The organism is Pantoea sp. JZ2, from assembly GCF_035191405.1.
GTDB classification, from domain to species: Bacteria; Pseudomonadota; Gammaproteobacteria; order Enterobacterales; family Enterobacteriaceae; genus Pantoea; species Pantoea stewartii.
The window spans coordinates 2,496,933-2,515,789 of record NZ_CP045247.1; the positions used below are offsets into that span (position 1 = coordinate 2,496,933).

18 protein-coding genes and 1 pseudogene are annotated in these 18,857 nt (G+C 54.5%); 8 read left to right on the plus strand and 11 right to left on the minus strand.

The features are described 5' to 3' along the window. Positions 1-125: 125 nt before the first annotated feature. Genes malE through malG form a run of 3 tightly spaced genes read left to right on the plus strand, consistent with a single transcriptional unit; the run spans position 126 to position 3,807 of the window. Positions 126-1,310, plus strand: coding sequence for a maltose/maltodextrin ABC transporter substrate-binding protein MalE (gene malE, locus GC087_RS11960; RefSeq protein WP_324028433.1), 1,185 nt, complete (start codon positions 126-128; stop codon positions 1,308-1,310). Positions 1,311-1,368: 58 nt separating this feature from the next. After that, positions 1,369-2,907 (plus strand): maltose ABC transporter permease MalF, encoded by a 1,539-nt coding sequence (gene malF / locus GC087_RS11965; RefSeq protein ID WP_263757984.1) that lies wholly within the window; start codon positions 1,369-1,371, stop codon positions 2,905-2,907. A gap of 9 nt (positions 2,908-2,916) precedes the next feature. Next, positions 2,917-3,807 carry a maltose ABC transporter permease MalG gene (malG, locus tag GC087_RS11970; protein ID WP_162285723.1) on the plus strand — a complete coding sequence of 297 codons (891 nt, stop codon included), beginning with the start codon at positions 2,917-2,919 and terminating at the stop codon, positions 3,805-3,807. Between the two features lie 55 nt (positions 3,808-3,862). Here the strand turns inward: malG and GC087_RS11975 are convergent, their stop codons facing one another. From GC087_RS11975 to GC087_RS11985, 3 genes are all read right to left on the minus strand, one after another. After that, positions 3,863-4,423: an RNA polymerase sigma factor gene (locus tag GC087_RS11975; RefSeq protein WP_058708182.1), complete on the minus strand. Its 561-nt coding sequence runs from the start codon at positions 4,421-4,423 to the stop codon at positions 3,863-3,865. Between the two features lie 5 nt (positions 4,424-4,428). After that, positions 4,429-4,848 (minus strand): hypothetical protein, encoded by a 420-nt coding sequence (locus GC087_RS11980; protein WP_033741652.1) that lies wholly within the window; start codon positions 4,846-4,848, stop codon positions 4,429-4,431. Positions 4,849-5,059: 211 nt separating this feature from the next. Then, positions 5,060-6,673 carry an alkaline phosphatase gene (locus tag GC087_RS11985; RefSeq protein ID WP_324028434.1) on the minus strand — a complete coding sequence of 538 codons (1,614 nt, stop codon included), beginning with the start codon at positions 6,671-6,673 and terminating at the stop codon, positions 5,060-5,062. Positions 6,674-7,256: 583 nt separating this feature from the next. On the opposite strand from GC087_RS11985, the gene GC087_RS11990 reads away from it, so the two are divergent. Next, the gene (locus GC087_RS11990) at positions 7,257-7,568 is read left to right on the plus strand and encodes a YdgH/BhsA/McbA family protein (protein WP_033741649.1); all 312 of its coding nucleotides are present in this window, start codon (positions 7,257-7,259) and stop codon (positions 7,566-7,568) included. 284 nt (positions 7,569-7,852) lie between these two features. Next, positions 7,853-8,953 carry an NADH:flavin oxidoreductase/NADH oxidase gene (locus GC087_RS11995; RefSeq protein ID WP_054633768.1) on the plus strand — a complete coding sequence of 367 codons (1,101 nt, stop codon included), beginning with the start codon at positions 7,853-7,855 and terminating at the stop codon, positions 8,951-8,953. A 27-nt stretch (positions 8,954-8,980) separates the two neighbouring features. Here GC087_RS11995 and GC087_RS12000 read toward each other — a convergent pair whose 3' ends face one another. Both GC087_RS12000 and GC087_RS12005 read right to left on the minus strand, forming a co-directional pair. Next, complete coding sequence (locus tag GC087_RS12000; RefSeq protein ID WP_324028435.1) at positions 8,981-9,616, minus strand: aspartate/glutamate racemase family protein; 636 nt, start codon at positions 9,614-9,616, stop codon at positions 8,981-8,983. 132 nt (positions 9,617-9,748) lie between these two features. Beyond that, positions 9,749-10,139: pseudogene (locus tag GC087_RS12005) on the minus strand (VOC family protein). Positions 10,140-10,209: 70 nt separating this feature from the next. On the opposite strand from GC087_RS12005, the gene GC087_RS12010 reads away from it, so the two are divergent. Beyond that, positions 10,210-10,764 carry a GNAT family N-acetyltransferase gene (locus tag GC087_RS12010; protein ID WP_277282175.1) on the plus strand — a complete coding sequence of 185 codons (555 nt, stop codon included), beginning with the start codon at positions 10,210-10,212 and terminating at the stop codon, positions 10,762-10,764. Between the two features lie 271 nt (positions 10,765-11,035). Here the strand turns inward: GC087_RS12010 and GC087_RS12015 are convergent, their stop codons facing one another. After that, positions 11,036-11,704, minus strand: a complete 669-nt coding sequence (locus GC087_RS12015; protein WP_324028436.1) for a cysteine hydrolase family protein — start codon at positions 11,702-11,704, stop codon at positions 11,036-11,038. A 134-nt stretch (positions 11,705-11,838) separates the two neighbouring features. Between GC087_RS12015 and GC087_RS12020 the strand changes: the two genes are divergently transcribed. After that, complete coding sequence (locus GC087_RS12020) at positions 11,839-12,810, plus strand: GlxA family transcriptional regulator (RefSeq protein ID WP_324028437.1); 972 nt, start codon at positions 11,839-11,841, stop codon at positions 12,808-12,810. 120 nt (positions 12,811-12,930) lie between these two features. On the opposite strand, the gene GC087_RS12025 is transcribed toward GC087_RS12020, so the two are convergent. From GC087_RS12025 to GC087_RS12035, 3 genes are read right to left on the minus strand one after another with little or no spacing between them, the layout of a single operon-like run. Further along, a complete protein-coding gene (locus GC087_RS12025; protein ID WP_324028438.1) occupies positions 12,931-14,034 on the minus strand; it encodes a M20 peptidase aminoacylase family protein in 1,104 nt (367 codons plus the stop codon). A 17-nt stretch (positions 14,035-14,051) separates the two neighbouring features. Further along, positions 14,052-14,519, minus strand: a complete 468-nt coding sequence (locus GC087_RS12030) for a YjiG family protein (RefSeq protein ID WP_033741638.1) — start codon at positions 14,517-14,519, stop codon at positions 14,052-14,054. Then, complete coding sequence (locus tag GC087_RS12035; protein WP_324028439.1) at positions 14,512-15,195, minus strand: nucleoside recognition domain-containing protein; 684 nt, start codon at positions 15,193-15,195, stop codon at positions 14,512-14,514. Before GC087_RS12035 ends, GC087_RS12030 begins: the two co-directional genes overlap by 8 nt. Positions 15,196-15,570: 375 nt before the next feature. Between GC087_RS12035 and GC087_RS12040 the strand changes: the two genes are divergently transcribed. Further along, positions 15,571-16,467 (plus strand): LysR family transcriptional regulator, encoded by an 897-nt coding sequence (locus GC087_RS12040; RefSeq protein ID WP_033742190.1) that lies wholly within the window; start codon positions 15,571-15,573, stop codon positions 16,465-16,467. Positions 16,468-16,674: 207 nt separating this feature from the next. On the opposite strand, the gene GC087_RS12045 is transcribed toward GC087_RS12040, so the two are convergent. Both GC087_RS12045 and GC087_RS12050 read right to left on the minus strand, forming a co-directional pair. After that, positions 16,675-17,565: a sugar phosphate isomerase/epimerase family protein gene (locus GC087_RS12045; protein ID WP_039340362.1), complete on the minus strand. Its 891-nt coding sequence runs from the start codon at positions 17,563-17,565 to the stop codon at positions 16,675-16,677. 115 nt (positions 17,566-17,680) lie between these two features. Further along, positions 17,681-18,850, minus strand: coding sequence for a Gfo/Idh/MocA family protein (locus GC087_RS12050; protein ID WP_185199444.1), 1,170 nt, complete (start codon positions 18,848-18,850; stop codon positions 17,681-17,683). Positions 18,851-18,857: the final 7 nt, after the last annotated feature.

Genomic DNA, 18,857 nt, shown 5'->3' on the forward strand with positions numbered 1-18,857 from the left:
TGCTACGGCGATCACGGCCCGGCTGGCGCAGGCGTAGACCGCAGGAGGATGAGAAGCCCGACAGAACACCCACAATGTGGCGCAGGCAACAGATGTGTTTCCGCTAACAGGATGGAGTGTTAAAGATGAAAACCGGCGCAAAGATTTTGGCTCTGTCAGCCCTTGCGGCTGTGCTGTTCTCGGCCTCAGCCATGGCAAAAATTGAAGAAGGCAAACTGGTCATCTGGATCAACGGTGACAAAGGCTATAACGGCCTGGCCGAGGTGGGGAAAAAGTTTGAGCAGGAAACCGGTATCCACGTCACCGTCGAACATCCGGATAAGATGGAAGAAAAATTCCCCCAGGTTGCCGCAACGGGTGATGGCCCGGATATTATTTTCTGGGCGCACGATCGCTTTGGCGGCTATGCCCAGTCGGGTTTATTAGCCGAAGTCACGCCGGACGCGACCTTTCAGCAAACGATCTTCCCCTTCACCTGGGATGCGGTTCGCTACAATGGCAAATTGATCGGCTATCCGGTCTCGGTGGAATCACTGTCGCTGATTTATAACAAAGATCTGTTGCCAACGCCGCCGAAAACATGGGAAGAGATGGCCGCGCTGGATAAGCAACTGCGCGCAAAAGGCAAAAGCGCCATCATGTTTAATCTGCAGGAACCCTATTTCACCTGGCCTCTGCTGGCCGCCGGTGGCGCTTATGCCTATCAAGGAAACGCGGGCCATTACGATGTCAACAACACGGGCGTCGACAGTGCCGGGGCGAAAGCCGGTTTGCAGTTTCTGGTCGATCAGGTCAAGGCAAAGGTCCTGAATGCGGATACCGACTATTCCATTGCTGAAGCCGCCTTTAATAAAGGCCAGACGGCCATGACGATTAACGGCCCCTGGGCCTGGAGCAATATTGATAAAAGCGGTATTCACTACGGCGTTGCGGCATTGCCGACGTTAAACGGTAAACCGTCTAAACCTTTCGTTGGCGTGCTGAGCGCCGGCATCAATGCGGCCAGCCCCAATAAAGAGCTGGCAAAAGAATTTCTGGAAAACTACCTGCTGACGGATGCGGGTCTGGAAACCGTCAACAAAGACAAACCCCTGGGCGCGGTGGCGCTGAAGTCTTTCCAGCAAAAACTGGAAAAAGACACCCGTATCGCCGCTACCATGAACAATGCGCAAAACGGCGAGATTATGCCCAATATTCCGCAGATGGCGGCCTTCTGGTACTCCATGCGCACCGCCACGCTTAACGCCCTCAGCGGTCGGCAAACCGTCGATGCCGCGCTGAAGGATGCGCAGTCACGTCTGAATAAATAAACCTTATAAAGCGGGCCGGTAAAACGGGTCCGCCTCTTGCCGTTGAGGAAATCGGGTCATGTCAGAAAAACCGCAAGCGGGACGGCATCGTGCGTTGTTGAAAGGTCTGGTGGTGGGCATGTGCTGCCTGCTGGTCGGCTACCTGTTAGTGCTGATGTACGCACAGGGGGAATACCTGTTCGCCCTGCTCACGCTGGTGATCAGCGGACTGGGGATCGGGATTTACAGCCAGCGCCGGGCTTACGCCTGGCGCTATGTTTATCCGGGCCTGGCCGGAATGACACTGTTTGTGTTGTTTCCCCTGGCCTGCACGGTGGGCATTGCTTTCACCAACTACAGCAGCACCCATCAGCTGAGTCAGGAACGGGCGGAGCAGGTCTTACTCAGCCGACACTATCAGGACGGCGCAGGTCTGAATTTTTCGCTGTTTGCGATAAACGATCGCTGGCAGCTGGTCCTGACGAACAGCGCAGATAATCAGTCTTGGGTTTCCTCGCCCTTTTCCTTTGCGGCGGTCGGAAACCTGAAGATGGTCAGTGGGCCGATTCCAGAAGGAACGCGCGCGTCGCTCCGTGTCATTACGACGCATCGCCAGGCCCTGGGGAAGATCCGCGCTGAAATGCCGGATGGTCGTGAACTGGTGATGAGTTCGCTGCGTCAGTTTTCCGGCACACGTCCGCTGTATCAGGTGGTGGATCGTGACACGCTGAAAAATCAGCAAAGCGGCCTTCGCTATCGGGCAAACCCGGAAACGGGGTTCTACCAGGCGATCACTGCGCAGGGGCAATGGGGAAATGAACAGTTAAGTCCCGGCTTCACCGTAAGCGCGGGCTGGAAAAACTTTGTGCGGGTGTTTACCGATGAGGGGATTCAAAAGCCCTTCCTGGCGATTTTCGGCTGGACGATGATCTTTTCCTTACTGACGGTGGTGTTGACGGTCGCTGTCGGCATGGTGCTGGCCTGTCTGGTGCAATGGGAGGCGCTGAAAGGCAAAGCGATTTATCGCGTCCTGCTGATTCTGCCATATGCCGTGCCCGCGTTTATCTCCATCCTGATTTTCAAAGGGCTGTTTAATCAGAGCTTCGGCGAAATCAATGTGCTGCTCAGTACGCTGTTTGGGATCAAACCGGCATGGTTTAGCGATCCCACGCTGGCCCGCACGATGTTGATCATTGTGAATACCTGGCTGGGTTACCCCTACATGATGATCCTGTGCATGGGACTGCTGAAAGCGATCCCAGAGGATTTGTATGAAGCCTCTGCGATGGACGGTGCGGGCCCGCTGCAAAATTTCTTTTTAATTACGGTGCCGCTGCTGCTGAAGCCGTTAACGCCGCTGATGATTGCCAGTTTTGCCTTTAACTTTAATAACTTTGTACTGGTTCAGTTGCTGACCAATGGCGCACCTGACCGACTCGGCACGACCACACCGGCCGGTTACACCGACCTGCTGGTGAACTACACATGGCGCATCGCGTTTGAAGGCGGCGGCGGGCAGGATTTTGGTCTGGCGGCCGCGATTGCGACGCTGATTTTCCTGTTGGTTGGCGCTCTGGCGGTGCTGAATCTGAAAGCTGTGCGAATGAAATTTGATTAAGGAGACGTTATGGCTATGGTGCAACCCAAATCGCAACGGTTGCGTCTGCTTCTGACGCATCTGCTGCTGCTGACGTTTATCGCGGCAATCGTCTTTCCGCTGCTGATGGTCGTGGCCATCTCGCTGCGCGTCGGTAACTTTGCCACCGGCAGCCTGATCCCCGATCAGATCTCCTGGGAGCACTGGCGGCTGGCGCTGGGGTTCAGCGTCCAGCACGCCGACGGTTCCGTTACGCCGCCGCCCTTTCCGGTGCTGTTGTGGCTCTGGAACTCCGTGAAAATTGCCGCGATCAGCGCACTGGGCATTGTGGCGCTGTCCACCACCTGCGCCTATGCCTTTGCCCGTATGCGCTTTAAAGGCCGCGCCAGCCTGTTGAAAGGCATGCTGATTTTTCAGATGTTCCCGGCGGTACTGTCCCTGGTGGCGCTCTATGCCCTGTTTGATCGCATTGGACAATACGTGCCGTTTATCGGCCTGAATACTCACGGCGGTGTGATTTTCGCCTATCTGGGCGGTATTGCGCTGCATGTCTGGACGATTAAGGGCTATTTCGAAACGATTGACCGATCGCTGGAGGAGGCCGCTGCCCTTGACGGTGCCACGCCGTGGCAGGCATTTCGTCTGGTGCTGCTGCCGCTGTCCGTGCCCATTTTAGCCGTCGTGTTTATTCTGGCTTTTATTGCCGCCGTGACGGAAGTGCCGGTAGCGTCTTTACTGCTGCGCGACGTGAACAGCTATACGCTGGCCGTCGGGATGCAGCAGTACCTCAATCCGCAAAATTATCTGTGGGGGGATTTTGCTGCCGCTGCCGTGCTCTCTGCCATTCCGATTACCCTGGTGTTTTTGCTGGCGCAACGCTGGCTGGTTAATGGCCTGACCGCTGGTGGCGTTAAAGGCTGACAGCTTCATCATTTGCCACTGCTGTGTTCGTGTTGGCGGCCACTGGCCGCCTTTTTTAGTTGTCGTCTGTGAGATCGTCATAAACGGCACGCAGGCGCATACGCAGATACAGCACGGCTTTGTGCTTGCGCGACAACAGAGTCTGAACGCTTACGCCGGTGGCGTGAGACAGTGCTTTGTAACTTATGCCCTGCAGTTCTGTTTTATCGAACACCTCAAACTGCGCTGGCGGCAGTTCAGACAGTGCCGCTTCCAGGGCTTCCCAAAGCAGCCCCCTGAGATAATCGTCTTCGGGCGTTTGCGGCGTGCCAAACAGGGTTTCCGCCAGTTCGACGTCTACCGCCTCCTCCTCCTCATCCTGCTCATAAGAAAAAAGCGGCAGTTCTCGTTTCTTACGCGCCCGGTCGGTCATTTCATTACGCGCCGCCCGAAACAACCACGCCGAGATATTCTCTACAGGTTGTTCTACCCCGATCAGCTGACAGGTCACTTCCTGCAAAATATCCTCAGCCTCATCGCGAACGGCGATGCGACCCCGGATAAAAGCGTGGAGTTTTGTTTTGCAGCGTTCAAGCGCTTTTACCAGTGATGCGGCTTGTAATGCGCTGGCCTTCATCGTCATTACTCTGTCCGGGTGTCAGAGTGAGTGTCCGCAGACGGTGGCTGCTCTTCCCGGCATCTGTCCCGACGGTGGTGAGCACGATGGCCGAACCCTTCACGCCGTTGCTTCATAAATTCATCCCGTTCTTCCGGTGTCATCTGCATCCAGCGCTCATGCATGCGCCGCCGCGCCTTGCCAAACATCCCCGGTCTGATGCCCAGGCCGCCAAACAGAATCCGGCACAGCAGCAGCAGTCCGGCGGCCTGCCAGAAACCAATTGTTTTAACGCCTGTAATGGCAGGCAGTATGGCATTCCATAGTGTCATGACCAGCAGACACAGCACGACAATTAACACGCCCCCGACAATGAACGCCTTTGGCAGGCGGTGCCTGCCCATGCCGCGAGAAGGGTGAAACGGGTGATTATCGACATTTCTCATAGTTGTATGACCTCAGCAGTGATTAACATGATGAGGTAGACGAATGAGCCCGCAAAATATTGCTGGCTCGTTAAAAAAAATTTGTTGAGTGTGAAAGGTGGCGGTCAGTTCTGGCATAAAACCGCGCTGCCGATCAGCACAGGCCGACCGGCAACGGGCAAGAGGTTAAAACCACGGGACAGAAAATCCCGCTCATGGTGACAACGTCACATCATGATTTACTTACTTGGTCAGGCGTCACTTTTTCGACCGCCCTGCCTTCAAGCACCGCCTTCACAACGGTAAAAACGTCGGTGTTATCAATATAGTCGCCCTGGTTGTAGCCTACATGCTTAGCATAGCCCGCATCGATGCCACGCACGCGCTCCGCAAAGGCATCGGCCCCAACGCCTTTTGCCCACAGCGGCACAAGCGCGTTGGAATGGTTGCCGGTTGGACGGAATGAGATGCCGGGCATCATGCCTTTCCCTTTATTAATGACGGCCTGGAAAGGGATGTTCTGCGCATCGGGTCCCATTGGCATGCCGTTGTCGTGATCGGTCGTCACGATCAATAGCGTCTCGTTCCAGTTACTGTTTTTCTCTACCCATTCAATCACGGAGGCCACAGCGTTGTTGAAGTCTGCACTTTCTTCAATCAGGCGACCATATTCCACGCCGACGCAGTTAGGGTTGTAGGAATTCCCCCAGTCGCCTTTTTCGCTACAGGCATTGCTGGTATGCGCGGACCAGTCAGTCGCACCGCCTTCGACCATCATAAAAAAGCCGTCGGGGTTTTTACTCAGGTGCTGAATGGCTCCCCGGGTCATCGTATTCAGGGTCGGTACCGTGGCAATAAACGCATCCCCGGACGGATTCGCCGCATCTTTACCAACAATGGCGGCCTGACGGCCCTGCTGCAACGTGCCGTTGGGGGCAACGTTCGGCGATCCCAGTAACGGGCCGCTATGAACCAGCGCGCCACTGGCGAGGCGGGCAAACGCCTCAGTACTGCGCACCACTTTCCACGGCTGACCACCCGCAGGGGCCAGCTTGCCAGCATTGAGCAATGACCAGTCAGCTTCAGACAGGTAACGGTGCGCATCTTCTCCGCACCCCACGGTGGTTTCGTTTGAAGCCAGATGCTGACAGTCGGTGCCGTTGGCGTTAAAGCCCGGCAAACCGGTTCCCATAATCAGATCCAGTTTCCCTGACGTCAGCATTTGTTTCGCAATCGCGTGATAATCGTTACGCGACGCGTTTTGTGCGCCAAAGGCGGCGGGCGTGGCGTGAGAGAATGGCACGCTGGTGACGACGCCTGTCGCTTTGCCCATGGCTTTCGCCGTTAGTGTGACAAAATCAACCGGTTGTCCGTTGTTATCGACGTTGATGGCATTGTTATAGGTTTTAATTCCTGAAGCCAGCGCTGTGCCGGCGGCGGCGCTGTCCGTTGGATTCACCGCCAGATAGTCGTAACCCCTGAACGGCAGATCCTTGTTATCTGTTCGGGTTGTATCCCAGGCTTTCTGCGGATCGTAATTAACCAGAGAGGCATTATTGTGCGTGGCTTTTTTTGAGGCATTCAGGGGATAGGTTGTCATGGCATATTTTGCCGGAAACGCGGCATACGGCGTACTTTCACGGCTGCCATACTGCCAGTAGGCTGTTGCATCCCAGGTGCCCCAGCCTGCCCCGTCATTAATCATGATAATCACATTTTTGGCTTTCACTTCTGCCGCCAGCACGGCGGAGCTGGCGGTCATACCGCCCATTGCCAGCATAAGCAGACTGAGTTTACACAGAGAAAACGCGGCAGCGGTACGGTAAAGACGTGGTTTGCGTGACATAAAACTCTCCCTATTATTGCGGCAAGCCCCTGACAGACAAGCCAGGTTTCAACCCATGTCAAACAATGTCTGTTTGTAACATTGATGGCTGCGCAGTATTACGACGACGTGTGACAGTTTTATGAAGAAAATCCCCCTCTGTTTGCCCCCTGTCTGGCCATCGCTTGCGGCGTAACGGATAAAAAGCTTTTATATCAATGCATTGAGGCATCACTTTAAAAAACCTGCTGCAGAAAGCGTGCTGTGTAAAGCTCTGTAAGTGAGCACACGGATGACCCAACGTTAATGCCAGGGCGTGCCGATTTTGTTTGTTAATTTGATGTTGGGATTTTGTGTCTTAATTTCACAACCTGTAAGCAGACACAAAAATCCTGCCAAATTTCAGCTCAAGTGTGGCGGAAGCTTTCATAAGCCTCTGATTAGCAAGAAAAGCCAAATTCATTTACTTGAAAAGGTATTTGATAACTTCTGCCGACAGTATTTAACACGGCAATAAAACGTAAGCACATAGCAAACCCGTAACGATCACTGTCGCGTCGTTTGCCCGTGATAGCGATACATTCCGATATTCAGGAGCATTAAAATGAAAGCACTTGTTCAGGATCTTTTGTCTATCTTCTCTCCTCAGACAGTCAGCCCTGTGTTTATCCGTAGCGGCTTATCTCAGGAAGAAAAAAATGCCATCACCCCGATGGGCGTAACGACGGTGACCTGGGCGACCTCAATGCAGGAAGTGACTGATGCGCTGCTGCGCAAAGCCACCGAGGCCGGTGCTGTGGGTTACCACATTACCCAGGTTGATTCTCACAAACCCGGTAATGACCAGCAGCATATTCTGGAAGCGACCGCGACCCTGTATGCGCTGGATGAGAAGGCATTGCAGAGAGCACACTAGTGACATCTCCATCTTCGCAACGCGTTTTTAGCCCTTCCGAACCCTGCTGATTATCCGGATGATAACAGCAGGGTTTTTTGATCCTTTTCCTGCTGCCAACGCCGGCATAGTCTGCATTTTTAAACATTTCTCCGGTGTCTCATCGTGCGGTGTAAATCAGAAACTTAACTGTATGATGTAACTAATATCAGTTAAGGGATAAATTGTTTTGCCGCCTGTCGCCCCTGTTTTGCATTCAGCCACTATAGTTTTTCAACGTATTGATTCTCAGACATGAGGTTTTTATGAGCACGCTGTTTTCCACTTTTTCACTCGGTGAATTAACGCTCGATAACAGAATTGTTATTGCGCCAATGTGTCAGTATTCCGCTGAAGAGGGTTGCGCAACCGCCTGGCATCGTATCCATCTGGGGCAGCTCGCCTTTTCAGGGGCTGGACTGTTAATCATTGAAGCGACCGCGGTAGAAGATATTGGTCGTATCACCTACGGCGACCTGGGGTTATGGAATGATGACACCGAAGCCGCACTGGCGGCGGTATTAGCTGACATCCGTCGCTATTCCGATATGCCGATTGGTATTCAGTTGGGTCATGCCGGGCGCAAAGCATCCTGCGACGTGCCGTGGGAAGGCGGCGAACACATCTCGCCTCAGAACGGTGGCTGGCAAACCGTGGCCCCTTCCGCCCTGCCGTTCAGTGAAGGCGATCATCCGCCCAGCGCAATGGACGCCAGCGCGCTGGCGCGTGTCAAAGAGGCGTTTGTCGCTACGGCAAAACGGGCCGTTCGTCTTGGCCTTGAACTCATTGAGGTGCATGCCGCGCACGGCTATCTGCTGCACCAGTTTCTGTCGCCGCTTTCCAATACCCGCGATGATGAATACGGCGGCTCACTGGAAAACCGAATGCGTTATCCGCTTGAGGTCTTTAAAGCAGTACGTGAGGCCGTCCCGGCCGCCATTCCGGTGGGCGTGCGTATTTCTGCCAGCGACTGGGTTGAGGGCGGCTGGGATGTAAGCCAGTCCATTGCCTTTTCGCAACAGCTGGAAGCGCTGAACTGCGCCTATATCCACGTTTCCAGTGGGGGCCTGTCAGAACAGCAGCAGATCAGCGTCGGCCCGAACTATCAGGTCCCTTTCGCGCGGGATATTCGTCAGCAAATCGGTATCCCGGTGATTGCGGTAGGTTTAATTACCGAGCCGCAGCAAGCCGAAGATATTTTGCAGCAGGGGGAAGCGGATCTGGTCGCGCTGGCACGCGGTATGCTCTATAACCCACGCTGGCCATGGCACGCCGCTGCCGCATTCGATGCAACGGTGAAAGCGCCGCCGCAGTATCTGCGCTCTGAACCTCACGGCGCAAAAGGAACACTGACGCCGGACGAGTAAACCGTTATGGCCGCACGGCGTGCGGCCTTACTGATAGTGTTGAAGACAGCGCTGTAGCGCCAGATGCGGGCCGGTCAGGGGCTGACGTGTTGATGCGAAATGCGCCGCCGCCGGTGCCATTGACGTCTGCGCCAGCACAACCTGCTCCGCGCCCTGCTGCCAGGCCGCTTCAACCGCTTCTGTTACACAGGCAAGATAGCCGGTCTGATCCCCCGCTTTAAACTTCTGCCACGCCCCCGGAATCAGAACGACCTCTGCCCGCCCGTTGGCACCGTGAAACAGTGCCCGCGTGGCGCCCAGCGTGGATTCAGCCGCACAAAGCACGACCGTTTGCCTGGGATTTTCGCGGACCGCCTCTGCCAGCATGCTGTCTGTGCGCCAGACCACGCACGGCGAAGATGCGTTTGTAAAGCTTTCAGCCACCGGTCCGAGCGTGGAACAGGTCATCAGAATGGCGTCAAAATGGGGTTGCAGACTCGCCAGCAACGCGCCGATCCGTGCATGAAGTTCCGGCGTCAGTCCGCCACTGGCTTCGGCCTCCGCCAGCAGCTGCGGCATCACCAGATGACTCAGTTGCAGATCTCCCGACGGCAACTGGCTCGCTGCATCGTCAAAGATGCAAATATTGCTGGCCGCAGTATGTAAACAGGCAATGGCGATCATGTGTGGGCTCGGCGTAAAAACAGGTTTTCATCATGCCATGGGCGACGCCAGATTCAAACGTCTCCTCTGTAAGAGAGAGCCGCACGCCAACCCACCAGCCCGTGTGGTAGCGCCTGCTTATTACTTATGCCGTCAGGCCTGCCATGCGGCATGCTGGATAACGATCCGATAGCCATCCCTGTCGAAAGGTTGCGCCGTTTTTTGCCCAGTACGGGTTAAAAGACGTCACTTCAGTAAACCCGGCACGCGTCATTGCCTGACAACGTTGCTGCCAGCACGCCGCGTCCGGCAGATACAGCACCAGCAGATCGTCAACCGTTGTCGCGGGCTGGACAGGATGGTGCTGACAAGACGTAAACTCCAGATGCCAGGGCAAGGTCTTATCGCCCAGCATAATGCCGCTGAATCCGTCATGGTCCCTGAATTCCCCCAGTTTATGCAACCCAAGGCCTGTGCAGTACAGGTCTGCGCTCGCGGTCAGGTTACTGACCGGGCGCGCAATGCGCAGTTGTTGTATCACCATTGCTTCTCCTGATTCTGTAAAAAGGCTATTAATAGTGAGCGTGGATAACGACATAACAGTGAGGTTTATAATGTTTCTGCAGTCAGCACGTTTGTTGCTCAGAGCTATGCGCCCTTCCGACGACAAGGATCTGTTCCGTATTTATGGCGATCCTGCGACCAACACGTTTAACCCGGCGGGCCCGTATCCGAGCCTGGCGTTCGCGCAGCAGAAGCTGGCCGAGAGGCTGGCCGCTTTTGAACGGTACGGGTTTGAAAGCTGGGCGATATCGACGCGAGATGCGCCCGATACGCTGATTGGCTTTGGTGGGTTGAGCGTACGTAAGTTTGCCGGTGAGTTGACCAATAATCTCGGCTATCGCTTTGATACCCAGGCATGGGGTAAAGGTTATGCTACTGAGCTGTCACGTTTTGCCCTGGATTACGGCTTCAACGAGCTGGGGCTGGCGTCCGTGGCCGCCTCGGTACGACGTCATCATCAGGCGTCAATTCACGTGCTGGAGAAAAGCGGGTTGCGCTACATCAAAGAGATTTATGACGTCGAAAATGCCCCGCCAAGCCTGTGTTATGCGATCACGCGTGAGCAGTGGCAGGCCGCACAAACCACTGCGGAATCTAAATGTTAGCAGGGTGAGCTGCTAATTAAACTGTGCGCAGACGAATGAGAACGCACCAGGATGTGTACTTATCGTAACGGTGATCGCCAGAGGATTTGTCAAGACGACTTGCTGAAAGGCGCCCCGCGATGATTGTCGATTCACACGCAGAACCCGTGTAAATGGGATTCTGCATGAGGGTGCATTTGCTGGTTTCTGCTTTTTTATTGGACGGGCCGCCTGAGGTGGTGTCCCTGACACTAACAGTCGAAGGCATTTATCACTGTCACCGGTATTGCTTTCAGACCACATTTCCGTCCAGGCATGGCGCTGCATCACACAGCAACCCCCGGGCGCGCTGGTTGGAGCGCAGAATGCTATCGCGCACCGGTACGGTGCCGCTCTCAATGCAGGCTGTCCACTGCTGAGTAGTCAGCACAGCCGCAAAGTTTGACTGCAGCACCACACAGCATACCCGATGAATCTCTTCTGCACTCACGCGCCCTGCCTGATTTTGGTAAGGAACTGAACCTGAAGCATCACTGAGGTATTCCACAGCAATGCCGTTATGCCACGCATGATTAATGGTAGAAAGATTGCAGTTGTGAGTCATATAGCCCACTACCGTCAGCGTGTTAATGGCGTGATCGGCTAACCAGTGCGCCAGTCCCGTTTCGGTAAAAGCGCTGGCCCGATTTTTACTCAAAAGAAGCGCTCGGGGACGTGAAGCGACAACGGGATGCAACTGCCAGCCATCGCTGTTAATCGCAAAAAGCGGTGATTCTGCGGGCGCAGTATGCTGTACCACGATTACCGGTATGTTTGTCGCACTCGCCCTGTCCATGGCAATCGCGATGTTTTCCAGTGAATGTTGCGGATGTGGATATTCAATCGGCAACGCGCCGCTGAAATATTCATTCTGTACATCAATGACAATAAGCGCGCGTTGAGGTAAAGCGGAAACGGTCATAGCCAAATTCCTCTGATTAGTGGCTCTACAGAGCGTAAAGCCGTAGACACCATCTTCACCCGACGATAATCTCAGCAACAGCGTCCCGAAAGACAACGCACGAAAGTATTGGGCCATCGTTACGGAGAATGATCATGTCGTGCAAAAATATCGCTGTACTGGCTTTTCATGACATCAGTCCTTTTCATCTTTCAGTGCCTTGTCTGGTTTTTGAAAACCGTACCGAACATGACCTGCCCGCTTTTAACCTGCGGGTTTGCGCAGCCGAGACCGCCAGCGGTGATTTAATTCGTACCTGTGCGGGTTTTATGCTGAAAAGTGAGTTGACGCTCGAAGATGCAACAGACGCGGATGTCTTAATTGTTCCCTCCTGGCGTAGCCCACAGGAGCGTCCGTCGGACGCTATGCTGCATGCGATACGAATGGCAAGACAGCGCGGTGCTACGGTCGTGGGGTTGTGCCTGGGTGCGTTTGTGTTAGCAGAGGCTGGCGTACTGGACGGATACAAAGCGACTACACACTGGAGCGCAGCACCGTATTTCGCGCAGCATTTTCCCAAAATCAAGCTGATGCCAGATGTGTTGTATCAGGATGCGGATGACGGCAGGCTGGTTACCTCTGCCGGGACAGCCGCCGGTCTTGATTGCTGCCTGCACCTGGTTCGTCGCTGGCACGGCGCCGATATCGCCAATAAGATTGCGCGCCGGTTGGTCACGGCCCCGCATCGCCAGGGAGGACAGGCCCAGTTCATTGAACAGCCTCTCCATAGCCAGCCGGGAGGCGATCGTCTGTCAGACCTGCTGAACTGGATGGTGGCCAATCTTGCAGAGCAGCACTCTCTGGATTCACTGGCGCAGCGGGTTGCAATGAGCCGACGTAATTTCACCCGCCGTTTTCGCGACCTGACAGGTATGACGGTCAGTCAGTGGTTACAGGGACAAAGGCTGGCCTATGCGCAACGCTTACTCGAAAGCACACCCCATTCTGTAGAATATGTGGCGCAGTTATCAGGCTTCGGCAGCGCCGTATCACTACGCCAATATTTTAATAAAGCGTTTAATACCTCACCCTCCGCATGGCGGGCACTGTTTGCTCATGTAGGGTAAACGATATTTATCCTTCACTTTTGCTGAGGTGGCACTGTGAGACAGCCTCGTCGGCTCTCTTATCTGTCGCTAATGTCCGGCGGGCATGGCACATCCCTGCGCCACGGGCATCCGTGATAATCAGCCAAGCACATCCTGCACGCAGGCTTTAAACACTTTCACCCCAAGCGCCAGCGCGTCACGGTCAAAATGCATCTCCGGATGATGCAGACCGGGCGTCAGGTTAGCCCCCAGTCCCCAGAAGCCGCCTTTGATCTGTGGACGAAGACGCAGATAGTGAAAGAAGTCTTCACTGCCGGGTGTCGACTTCGGCGCAGTGAGGCCGGTTTCGCCAAATACGCTGCGAATACCGCGTGCGATCACGTCTGTGGCCTCGTCATGGATAATGGCGGCGGGCATCTCTTTCAGAATGCGGATCTCTGCGTGTGCGCCATAGGCGGCGGCGCTGCTCTCAATCGCGCGTACCACCTGTGGTTTGAGGGTAGCCATCGCTTCGTTCTCTGCCGCACGCAGATCCCAGCACACCTGCGCTTTATCAGGGATCGAGTTAGTCACGCCCGCATCACAGAGAAACCGTGTCGCTTTTGCGCTCCATGTCAGCGACGGAGCAAGATGAATGCCGTTCACCGCCTGCACCGCGTGCGCAGCGGCATCCAGTGCATTGACGCCCAAATGTGGCCGCGCGGCGTGCGCCGCTTTGCCGTGGAACATCACTTCCACGGTAGCGGACGCTGAGTAGTACATCGCCGGCACGGCCTGGCCCATCGGGCACTCCTCCAGCGGGCGCAGGTGGAAGCCGAGCAACATGTCGACATCATCAAGCACGCCGCCTTCGGTCAGGGCAATCGCCCCGGTGCCCAGCTCTTCCGCAGGCTGGAAGATGAATTTTAACCGACCCTTTTTCACCAATCCTTCAGCTATCACCTCCTGGGCGGTGGTCAGTACGACGGTGGAGTGGCCATCGTGCCCACAGGTGTGACGCGCCACATGTTGGCCGTCAATGATATGCCCCAGCGCATCCATATCGGCGCGCAGCGCTAACGTCGGGCCAGGCTTACCGCTGTCCAGAACGGCGACAATACCGGTGGTGTTATTTACCTGGCGAGTGACACGGTAGCCCGCCGCCTCCAGTACGCCCGCGATATAGGCGGAGGTTTTAAACTCTTCGAACCCCAGTTCCGGGATTTGGTGCAGGTAATTAAAGTGCTCAAGTGTACGCGACACGTCTTACTCCTTAGTGCTCAGGCAATAACGCGCATAATCAGCATGGCGATTACGGCATTGAGAATGCTGACCGCCATCAGTAACGGCCAGTACTTCTTCGGCACATCGGCCACGCCCAGCAGGCGCCCCATGTACTGGAGTTGCGAGCCCATCAAAAAGATGGCGGGCGCGAGAATGGTAATCTGGGCCATATCAAGCTGGCCTTTACTCAGCAGGCTGACGGCAACGCCGGTGCCCGCAGAGGAAGAGAGCCAGGCGGTTAACAGTACGGTGATCGCCTCGCCCGGCAGGCCAAAAAGCCCCATCAGCGGGGCGCAAATGTGCCCAATAATCTGCATCACGCCCAGCAAATTGAGCATTTCTGCGATGACATAGGCCATTAATACATTTGGCATCAGATTATTAATGGCGATATTAAACCCTTTGCGCGCACCAATAACGAAAATATCAAACGGATTACCGGAGACTTTTGCCTGATTATTCATTGTCGAAATCTCGCTTATAAACAGTATTTAATGCCAGGCGAACCACGGCGGCACCGACGAATTTAAGGACAAACATTAAAATCAGCGGAATAATAATGGGGAGCGTTAATGAAGCGAACATCGCCGAGCCGATAGAGAAATAGTTATTAATCAACCCGGCACCCGAGTATTGCCACGAGCCCATAATCACCACATCTTTACGGGTGATTTTTTTGCTGTCATAGAGCTCTTTGGTTAATGCCGCGCCGGCATCGGTGCTTTGCAGATCGGTAATCAACGCAAGACCGGTATAACCCGGAATCCCGAGCAGTGGTTTTAACAGCGGAGTAAGTAATTTATGTGCCGCGCGGATCGCGCCATAATGAGTGAAGATTTCCAGCAGGCCGAGTGCCAGCATTACCGTGGGCACCAGCGAGAGTGCAAAGAGAAAGCCGGCTTTGGCGCTCAGGCCGCCGCTACCGATAAAGGTATTGGTTTCCGGCGTTTTCATGGTGCCGAACGCGCCACCTAACGTGGTAAAATCGAATGCACCCAGCCAGGCCATACCGTCAACATTAAAAAAGAAGCCGGAAAAGACCAGCAGCACAATGATCAGTGAAATCCACGCGCCCGGCCCCACTTTCCACTCCTCTGTCGCTTCTTTATCTGGCTGCTTCAGTGTTTTTGATTCGCTCATATCATCTCTCTTTACATCTGTAATGGAAAAGTCCTGATACTAAGCAGGATCCATGCCTGAATAGCCCAGCCGTGAAATAAACCTCTTTTATTAAGATTTTTAGTGCAGTAAAAACCCTTCCCAAAAAAACATGAGAACGTCATATCCCTTTTCGGAGAAGTGTATTTTTCTCTGCCTGCCTAAAGGCGCAGGCAAATAACTTCTCACCGTTTTTGGGCGCACTTTTGGTGCAGTACGATGTTGTTCGCTTTTTTCTTTTCTGACGGGCGAAAATTAACGGTTAATTTGATTATCACTATTTAAAGAGCTTGATAAATAGCCGTGGAGTGATGTTATTGTTGCCTTAAGGTCAACAGTAACGGGGAAATGTGGCAGATGTTCCAGGATAAACAGGTGGGCTATCTGTATGAAGTCGGTAACCAGGGCGGCATTCGCCGCGCGGCAGATATCCTCGGGGTTAATGCGTCGGTCGTCAGCCGTCAAATCGCACAACTTGAGCGTGCGCTACAGCTTCCCTTGCTGGAACGGCGTGGGCGTAACGTGGTGTTGACCGAAGCGGGACGCCTGCTGGCAGAGGACTATTTTGTCAGCCGTATGCGTCGCGAAAAGCTGGAGAGCCAGCTTAAAGATCTGCGCCATATGCGCGGCGGAACGCTTTCGGTGCGCATTGGCGGCGGACTGATCACGGCGTTTATCGAAGGGGTTATGCGCGAATTTGCCCAGTCTTACCCGCAGGTGTTTGTCGATATTGTGGTCGGCAGCATGCAGGAGATGATGAACGATATCGTCAGCGGCGAAGCGGATATGGCGCTGGCGTTTGGTCCGATTGGCACACCGGAACTGAAGCGGCACAGTTTTAAGTGGGGGCCGATCTGTGCCGTCGTCGCGCCGCAGCATCCTGTCGCCAGTCTTGCCAGCATCACCATTGAAGCGTTGACTGCTCACCCGCTTATCGCCCTCACAGAGAACTTCGGCCTGCAGCGGCATATGAACGCGATGTTCAAAAGCCAGGGCCTGCAGTTTCATCCGGCTTACCGGTGTAACCTCTTCTCGACCGCCATGAACCTCAGTCAGGCCGGGCTCGGCGTCTCATTTATGACGGCCCACGCCGCCGCCGACCCGATTCGCCAGGGCACACTTGTCGCCGTGCCAATCGATCATCCGATTGCCAGTAGCGCTCAGTGTCACCTGTTACGGAACTCCGACAGGCGCTTTACCCCGGCAGCCCATCATATGTGGCGACTTCTGCATAATGCGTTTCGCGACAGATAAAGGCAGAGACAGCCGTAAGGACTGGATGTCATGCCAAATGCAGAAACAAATGGACAGCGAAGATGGCTGAAGCCAGCGGTGAGCAAGGAGAAGCGATAAACCGTTGAGTCAGACAGTCAGTACTGAGGTAGTAACAGTCAGAGAGGTATCGTTTAAAAGCCCGGCGTGAAGGCGGAAATACCTTCCCCATGTTGCCGGGCAGATGACTCAGCGAGACGGCGTGAGCAATTCCCGTTCTATCCGCTCGCGGGTCTCAACGGCCTGATATTTCATTTTTTCCGGGTAACCGAACAGCGAAGCGGCCACGATAGGTTCGCCACCCACTTTGAACGTCTGCTCTGCAAACTTCATTTCCCGCAGGGTGCGGAACAGCGTCTCAAAATCCACCTCGCCTTCTCCGATGCCAACATGCTGATGAATGGTCGCATCGACACCGGGTGGATTGACAATGTAGCGGCAATGTTTGGTGTGATTCATCGTATCGGCAATGAGAACATGAGAGAGATCGTGCCCCGCATGACGAAGCATCCTCTCTACGTCCCCTTTTCCTTTATCGTAAAAAAAGGTATGCGGGACGCTGTAAACGTATTTAACGTTATCACTCCTGAATGACCTGACCATATTGACGGTTTCGTCGCTTTCTTCGCAGAAGTCCCATGGATGCGCCTGTATTTCTACACGGATGCCTTCACGTTCGAACAGCGGAAGCAGTGTTTCCATCGAGCGGTAAAACATCTCATCGCAGATTTCAGGTTGATTAGGATCGCCCGCCAGTTCGGTATTAATAACCTGAACCCCCATTTCGACCGCGATTTCAACGAGGCGTGTCCAGTTTTTTACCGCCGCCTGTCGGCGCAGTTCATCCGGGCCAGACCATCGGTAAACACAAATGAAAGAGGAAATTTCAACGCCCGTTTCGCGCAGGGCCTTTTTATACTCCGCAATGATTTCGCGGCTTGCGCGGGGATGCTTATAGAACGGATTAATTTCCGGATGCGGAGACTGCTCGATGTACTTGTAGCCCCATTCCGACACCTGACGGACCATTTTGGTGATACCCAGATCTTTGATTACATCTACGTCGAATGCAATTTTCATTTATGCCACCTTTACGTTATCTCATGCTACCTGAGTCGGGTTTCAGGCAGAGAAAGTCACTTCATCGCAAATCTCATCCCCAACAGACTGATGCGCTCATCCACTACAGTCGATATCAGCATTCCACCCACGTCGAGCCGGATTCGGCTGAACGGACACAGTTTTCCACCCATTTGACGCCCGCCAGCCCCGCATGCACATCGGGATACCAGAAATCCTTAAGGAAGGCGTCGTCACCCCGATCGGTGGCATCCATAGCCAGCGCGAAACGTCTGTAGAGGTTTGACCAGGCCTCGAAAAGACCTTCCGGATGTCCCCCTCCGATACGGTCATCTGCACGCGCGGCCGGGTGAAGATAGTCCATGCCCCTTTCCAGGATGCGTACCGGCTCGCCCTGAATTTCAAACCGGAGCTGGTTCGGCTGTTCATCCCACCACTCGATACTGGCTTTAGCGCCGACGATGCGCACTTTTTGCCCATGCATGGAGCCGCAGTTAACGGCGGAGGCCCACAGACTGCCGACTGCGCCATTCTCATATTCCATCAGGACAAACGCGTTATCTTCGAGGGGAGCACGGCTTTTAACAAAGCTCTGCCGCGAGCACAGCAGTCGCCTGATTTTTAAGGCGGGAGCCATAGTTTCAGCGATGCACAACGGATGGGTTGCTAGGTCCCCCAGCACGTAACTGGGTCCGACAAAGCGCGGGTTAACGCGCCAGCTGGTGCTGGCGTTATTTTGTTCAACGGATTCGTTGTGAAAACCATGTGCAAACTGCATGTTAACAATGCGGATGTCGCCAAGAAGCCCCTCCGCAATCATTTCTCTGGCCTGGAGAATGAGCTGATGACCGGTATAACCATATGTCACGCCGATGATCTTGTTTTTCTCCCGGCTCAGTTTCGCCAGATGCTCAGCCTCTTCGACCGTAAAGCACAGCGGCTTCTCACATATCACATGAAGTCCCGCTTCAAGCGCGGCGCAGCAGACAGCAAAATGCGTGTTGTTTGGTGTGGCGATGGAGACGGCCTGAATACCGTCCTCGCGTTGTCCTTCTGTAGCAAACAGAGTTTCGTAGTCGGCATAGCACCGGTCTGGTGAAAGGCCCAGTGCTTCACCAAAGGCGCGCCCACGTGCGGCATCAATATCGAACGCGCCGGCGACTAACGTAAAGGTATGATCACGGAGTGCCGATGAGCGGTGAATGTAGCCAATCTGACTGGTCCCGCCACCGCCGACCATGCCCCACCGAAGTGATTTTTCGAGCGGTTTAATGCCGTTAATCATGATTATT

Excerpts from the sequence above, each read along its gene's own strand:
- malE (WP_324028433.1), top strand. The coding sequence starts at position 126 with ATGAAAACCGGCGCAAAGATTTTGGCTCTGTCAGCCCTTGCGGCTGTG.
- malF (WP_263757984.1), top strand. The coding sequence starts at position 1,369 with ATGTCAGAAAAACCGCAAGCGGGACGGCATCGTGCGTTGTTGAAAGGT.
- malG (WP_162285723.1), top strand. The coding sequence starts at position 2,917 with ATGGCTATGGTGCAACCCAAATCGCAACGGTTGCGTCTGCTTCTGACG.
- GC087_RS11975 (WP_058708182.1), bottom strand. The coding sequence starts at position 4,423 with ATGAAGGCCAGCGCATTACAAGCCGCATCACTGGTAAAAGCGCTTGAA.
- GC087_RS11980 (WP_033741652.1), bottom strand. The coding sequence starts at position 4,848 with ATGAGAAATGTCGATAATCACCCGTTTCACCCTTCTCGCGGCATGGGC.
- GC087_RS11985 (WP_324028434.1), bottom strand. The coding sequence starts at position 6,673 with ATGTCACGCAAACCACGTCTTTACCGTACCGCTGCCGCGTTTTCTCTG.
- GC087_RS11990 (WP_033741649.1), top strand. The coding sequence starts at position 7,257 with ATGAAAGCACTTGTTCAGGATCTTTTGTCTATCTTCTCTCCTCAGACA.
- GC087_RS11995 (WP_054633768.1), top strand. The coding sequence starts at position 7,853 with ATGAGCACGCTGTTTTCCACTTTTTCACTCGGTGAATTAACGCTCGAT.
- GC087_RS12000 (WP_324028435.1), bottom strand. The coding sequence starts at position 9,616 with ATGATCGCCATTGCCTGTTTACATACTGCGGCCAGCAATATTTGCATC.
- GC087_RS12010 (WP_277282175.1), top strand. The coding sequence starts at position 10,210 with ATGTTTCTGCAGTCAGCACGTTTGTTGCTCAGAGCTATGCGCCCTTCC.
- GC087_RS12015 (WP_324028436.1), bottom strand. The coding sequence starts at position 11,704 with ATGACCGTTTCCGCTTTACCTCAACGCGCGCTTATTGTCATTGATGTA.
- GC087_RS12020 (WP_324028437.1), top strand. The coding sequence starts at position 11,839 with ATGTCGTGCAAAAATATCGCTGTACTGGCTTTTCATGACATCAGTCCT.
- GC087_RS12030 (WP_033741638.1), bottom strand. The coding sequence starts at position 14,519 with ATGAATAATCAGGCAAAAGTCTCCGGTAATCCGTTTGATATTTTCGTT.
- GC087_RS12035 (WP_324028439.1), bottom strand. The coding sequence starts at position 15,195 with ATGAGCGAATCAAAAACACTGAAGCAGCCAGATAAAGAAGCGACAGAG.
- GC087_RS12040 (WP_033742190.1), top strand. The coding sequence starts at position 15,571 with ATGTTCCAGGATAAACAGGTGGGCTATCTGTATGAAGTCGGTAACCAG.
- GC087_RS12045 (WP_039340362.1), bottom strand. The coding sequence starts at position 17,565 with ATGAAAATTGCATTCGACGTAGATGTAATCAAAGATCTGGGTATCACC.
- GC087_RS12050 (WP_185199444.1), bottom strand. The coding sequence starts at position 18,850 with ATGATTAACGGCATTAAACCGCTCGAAAAATCACTTCGGTGGGGCATG.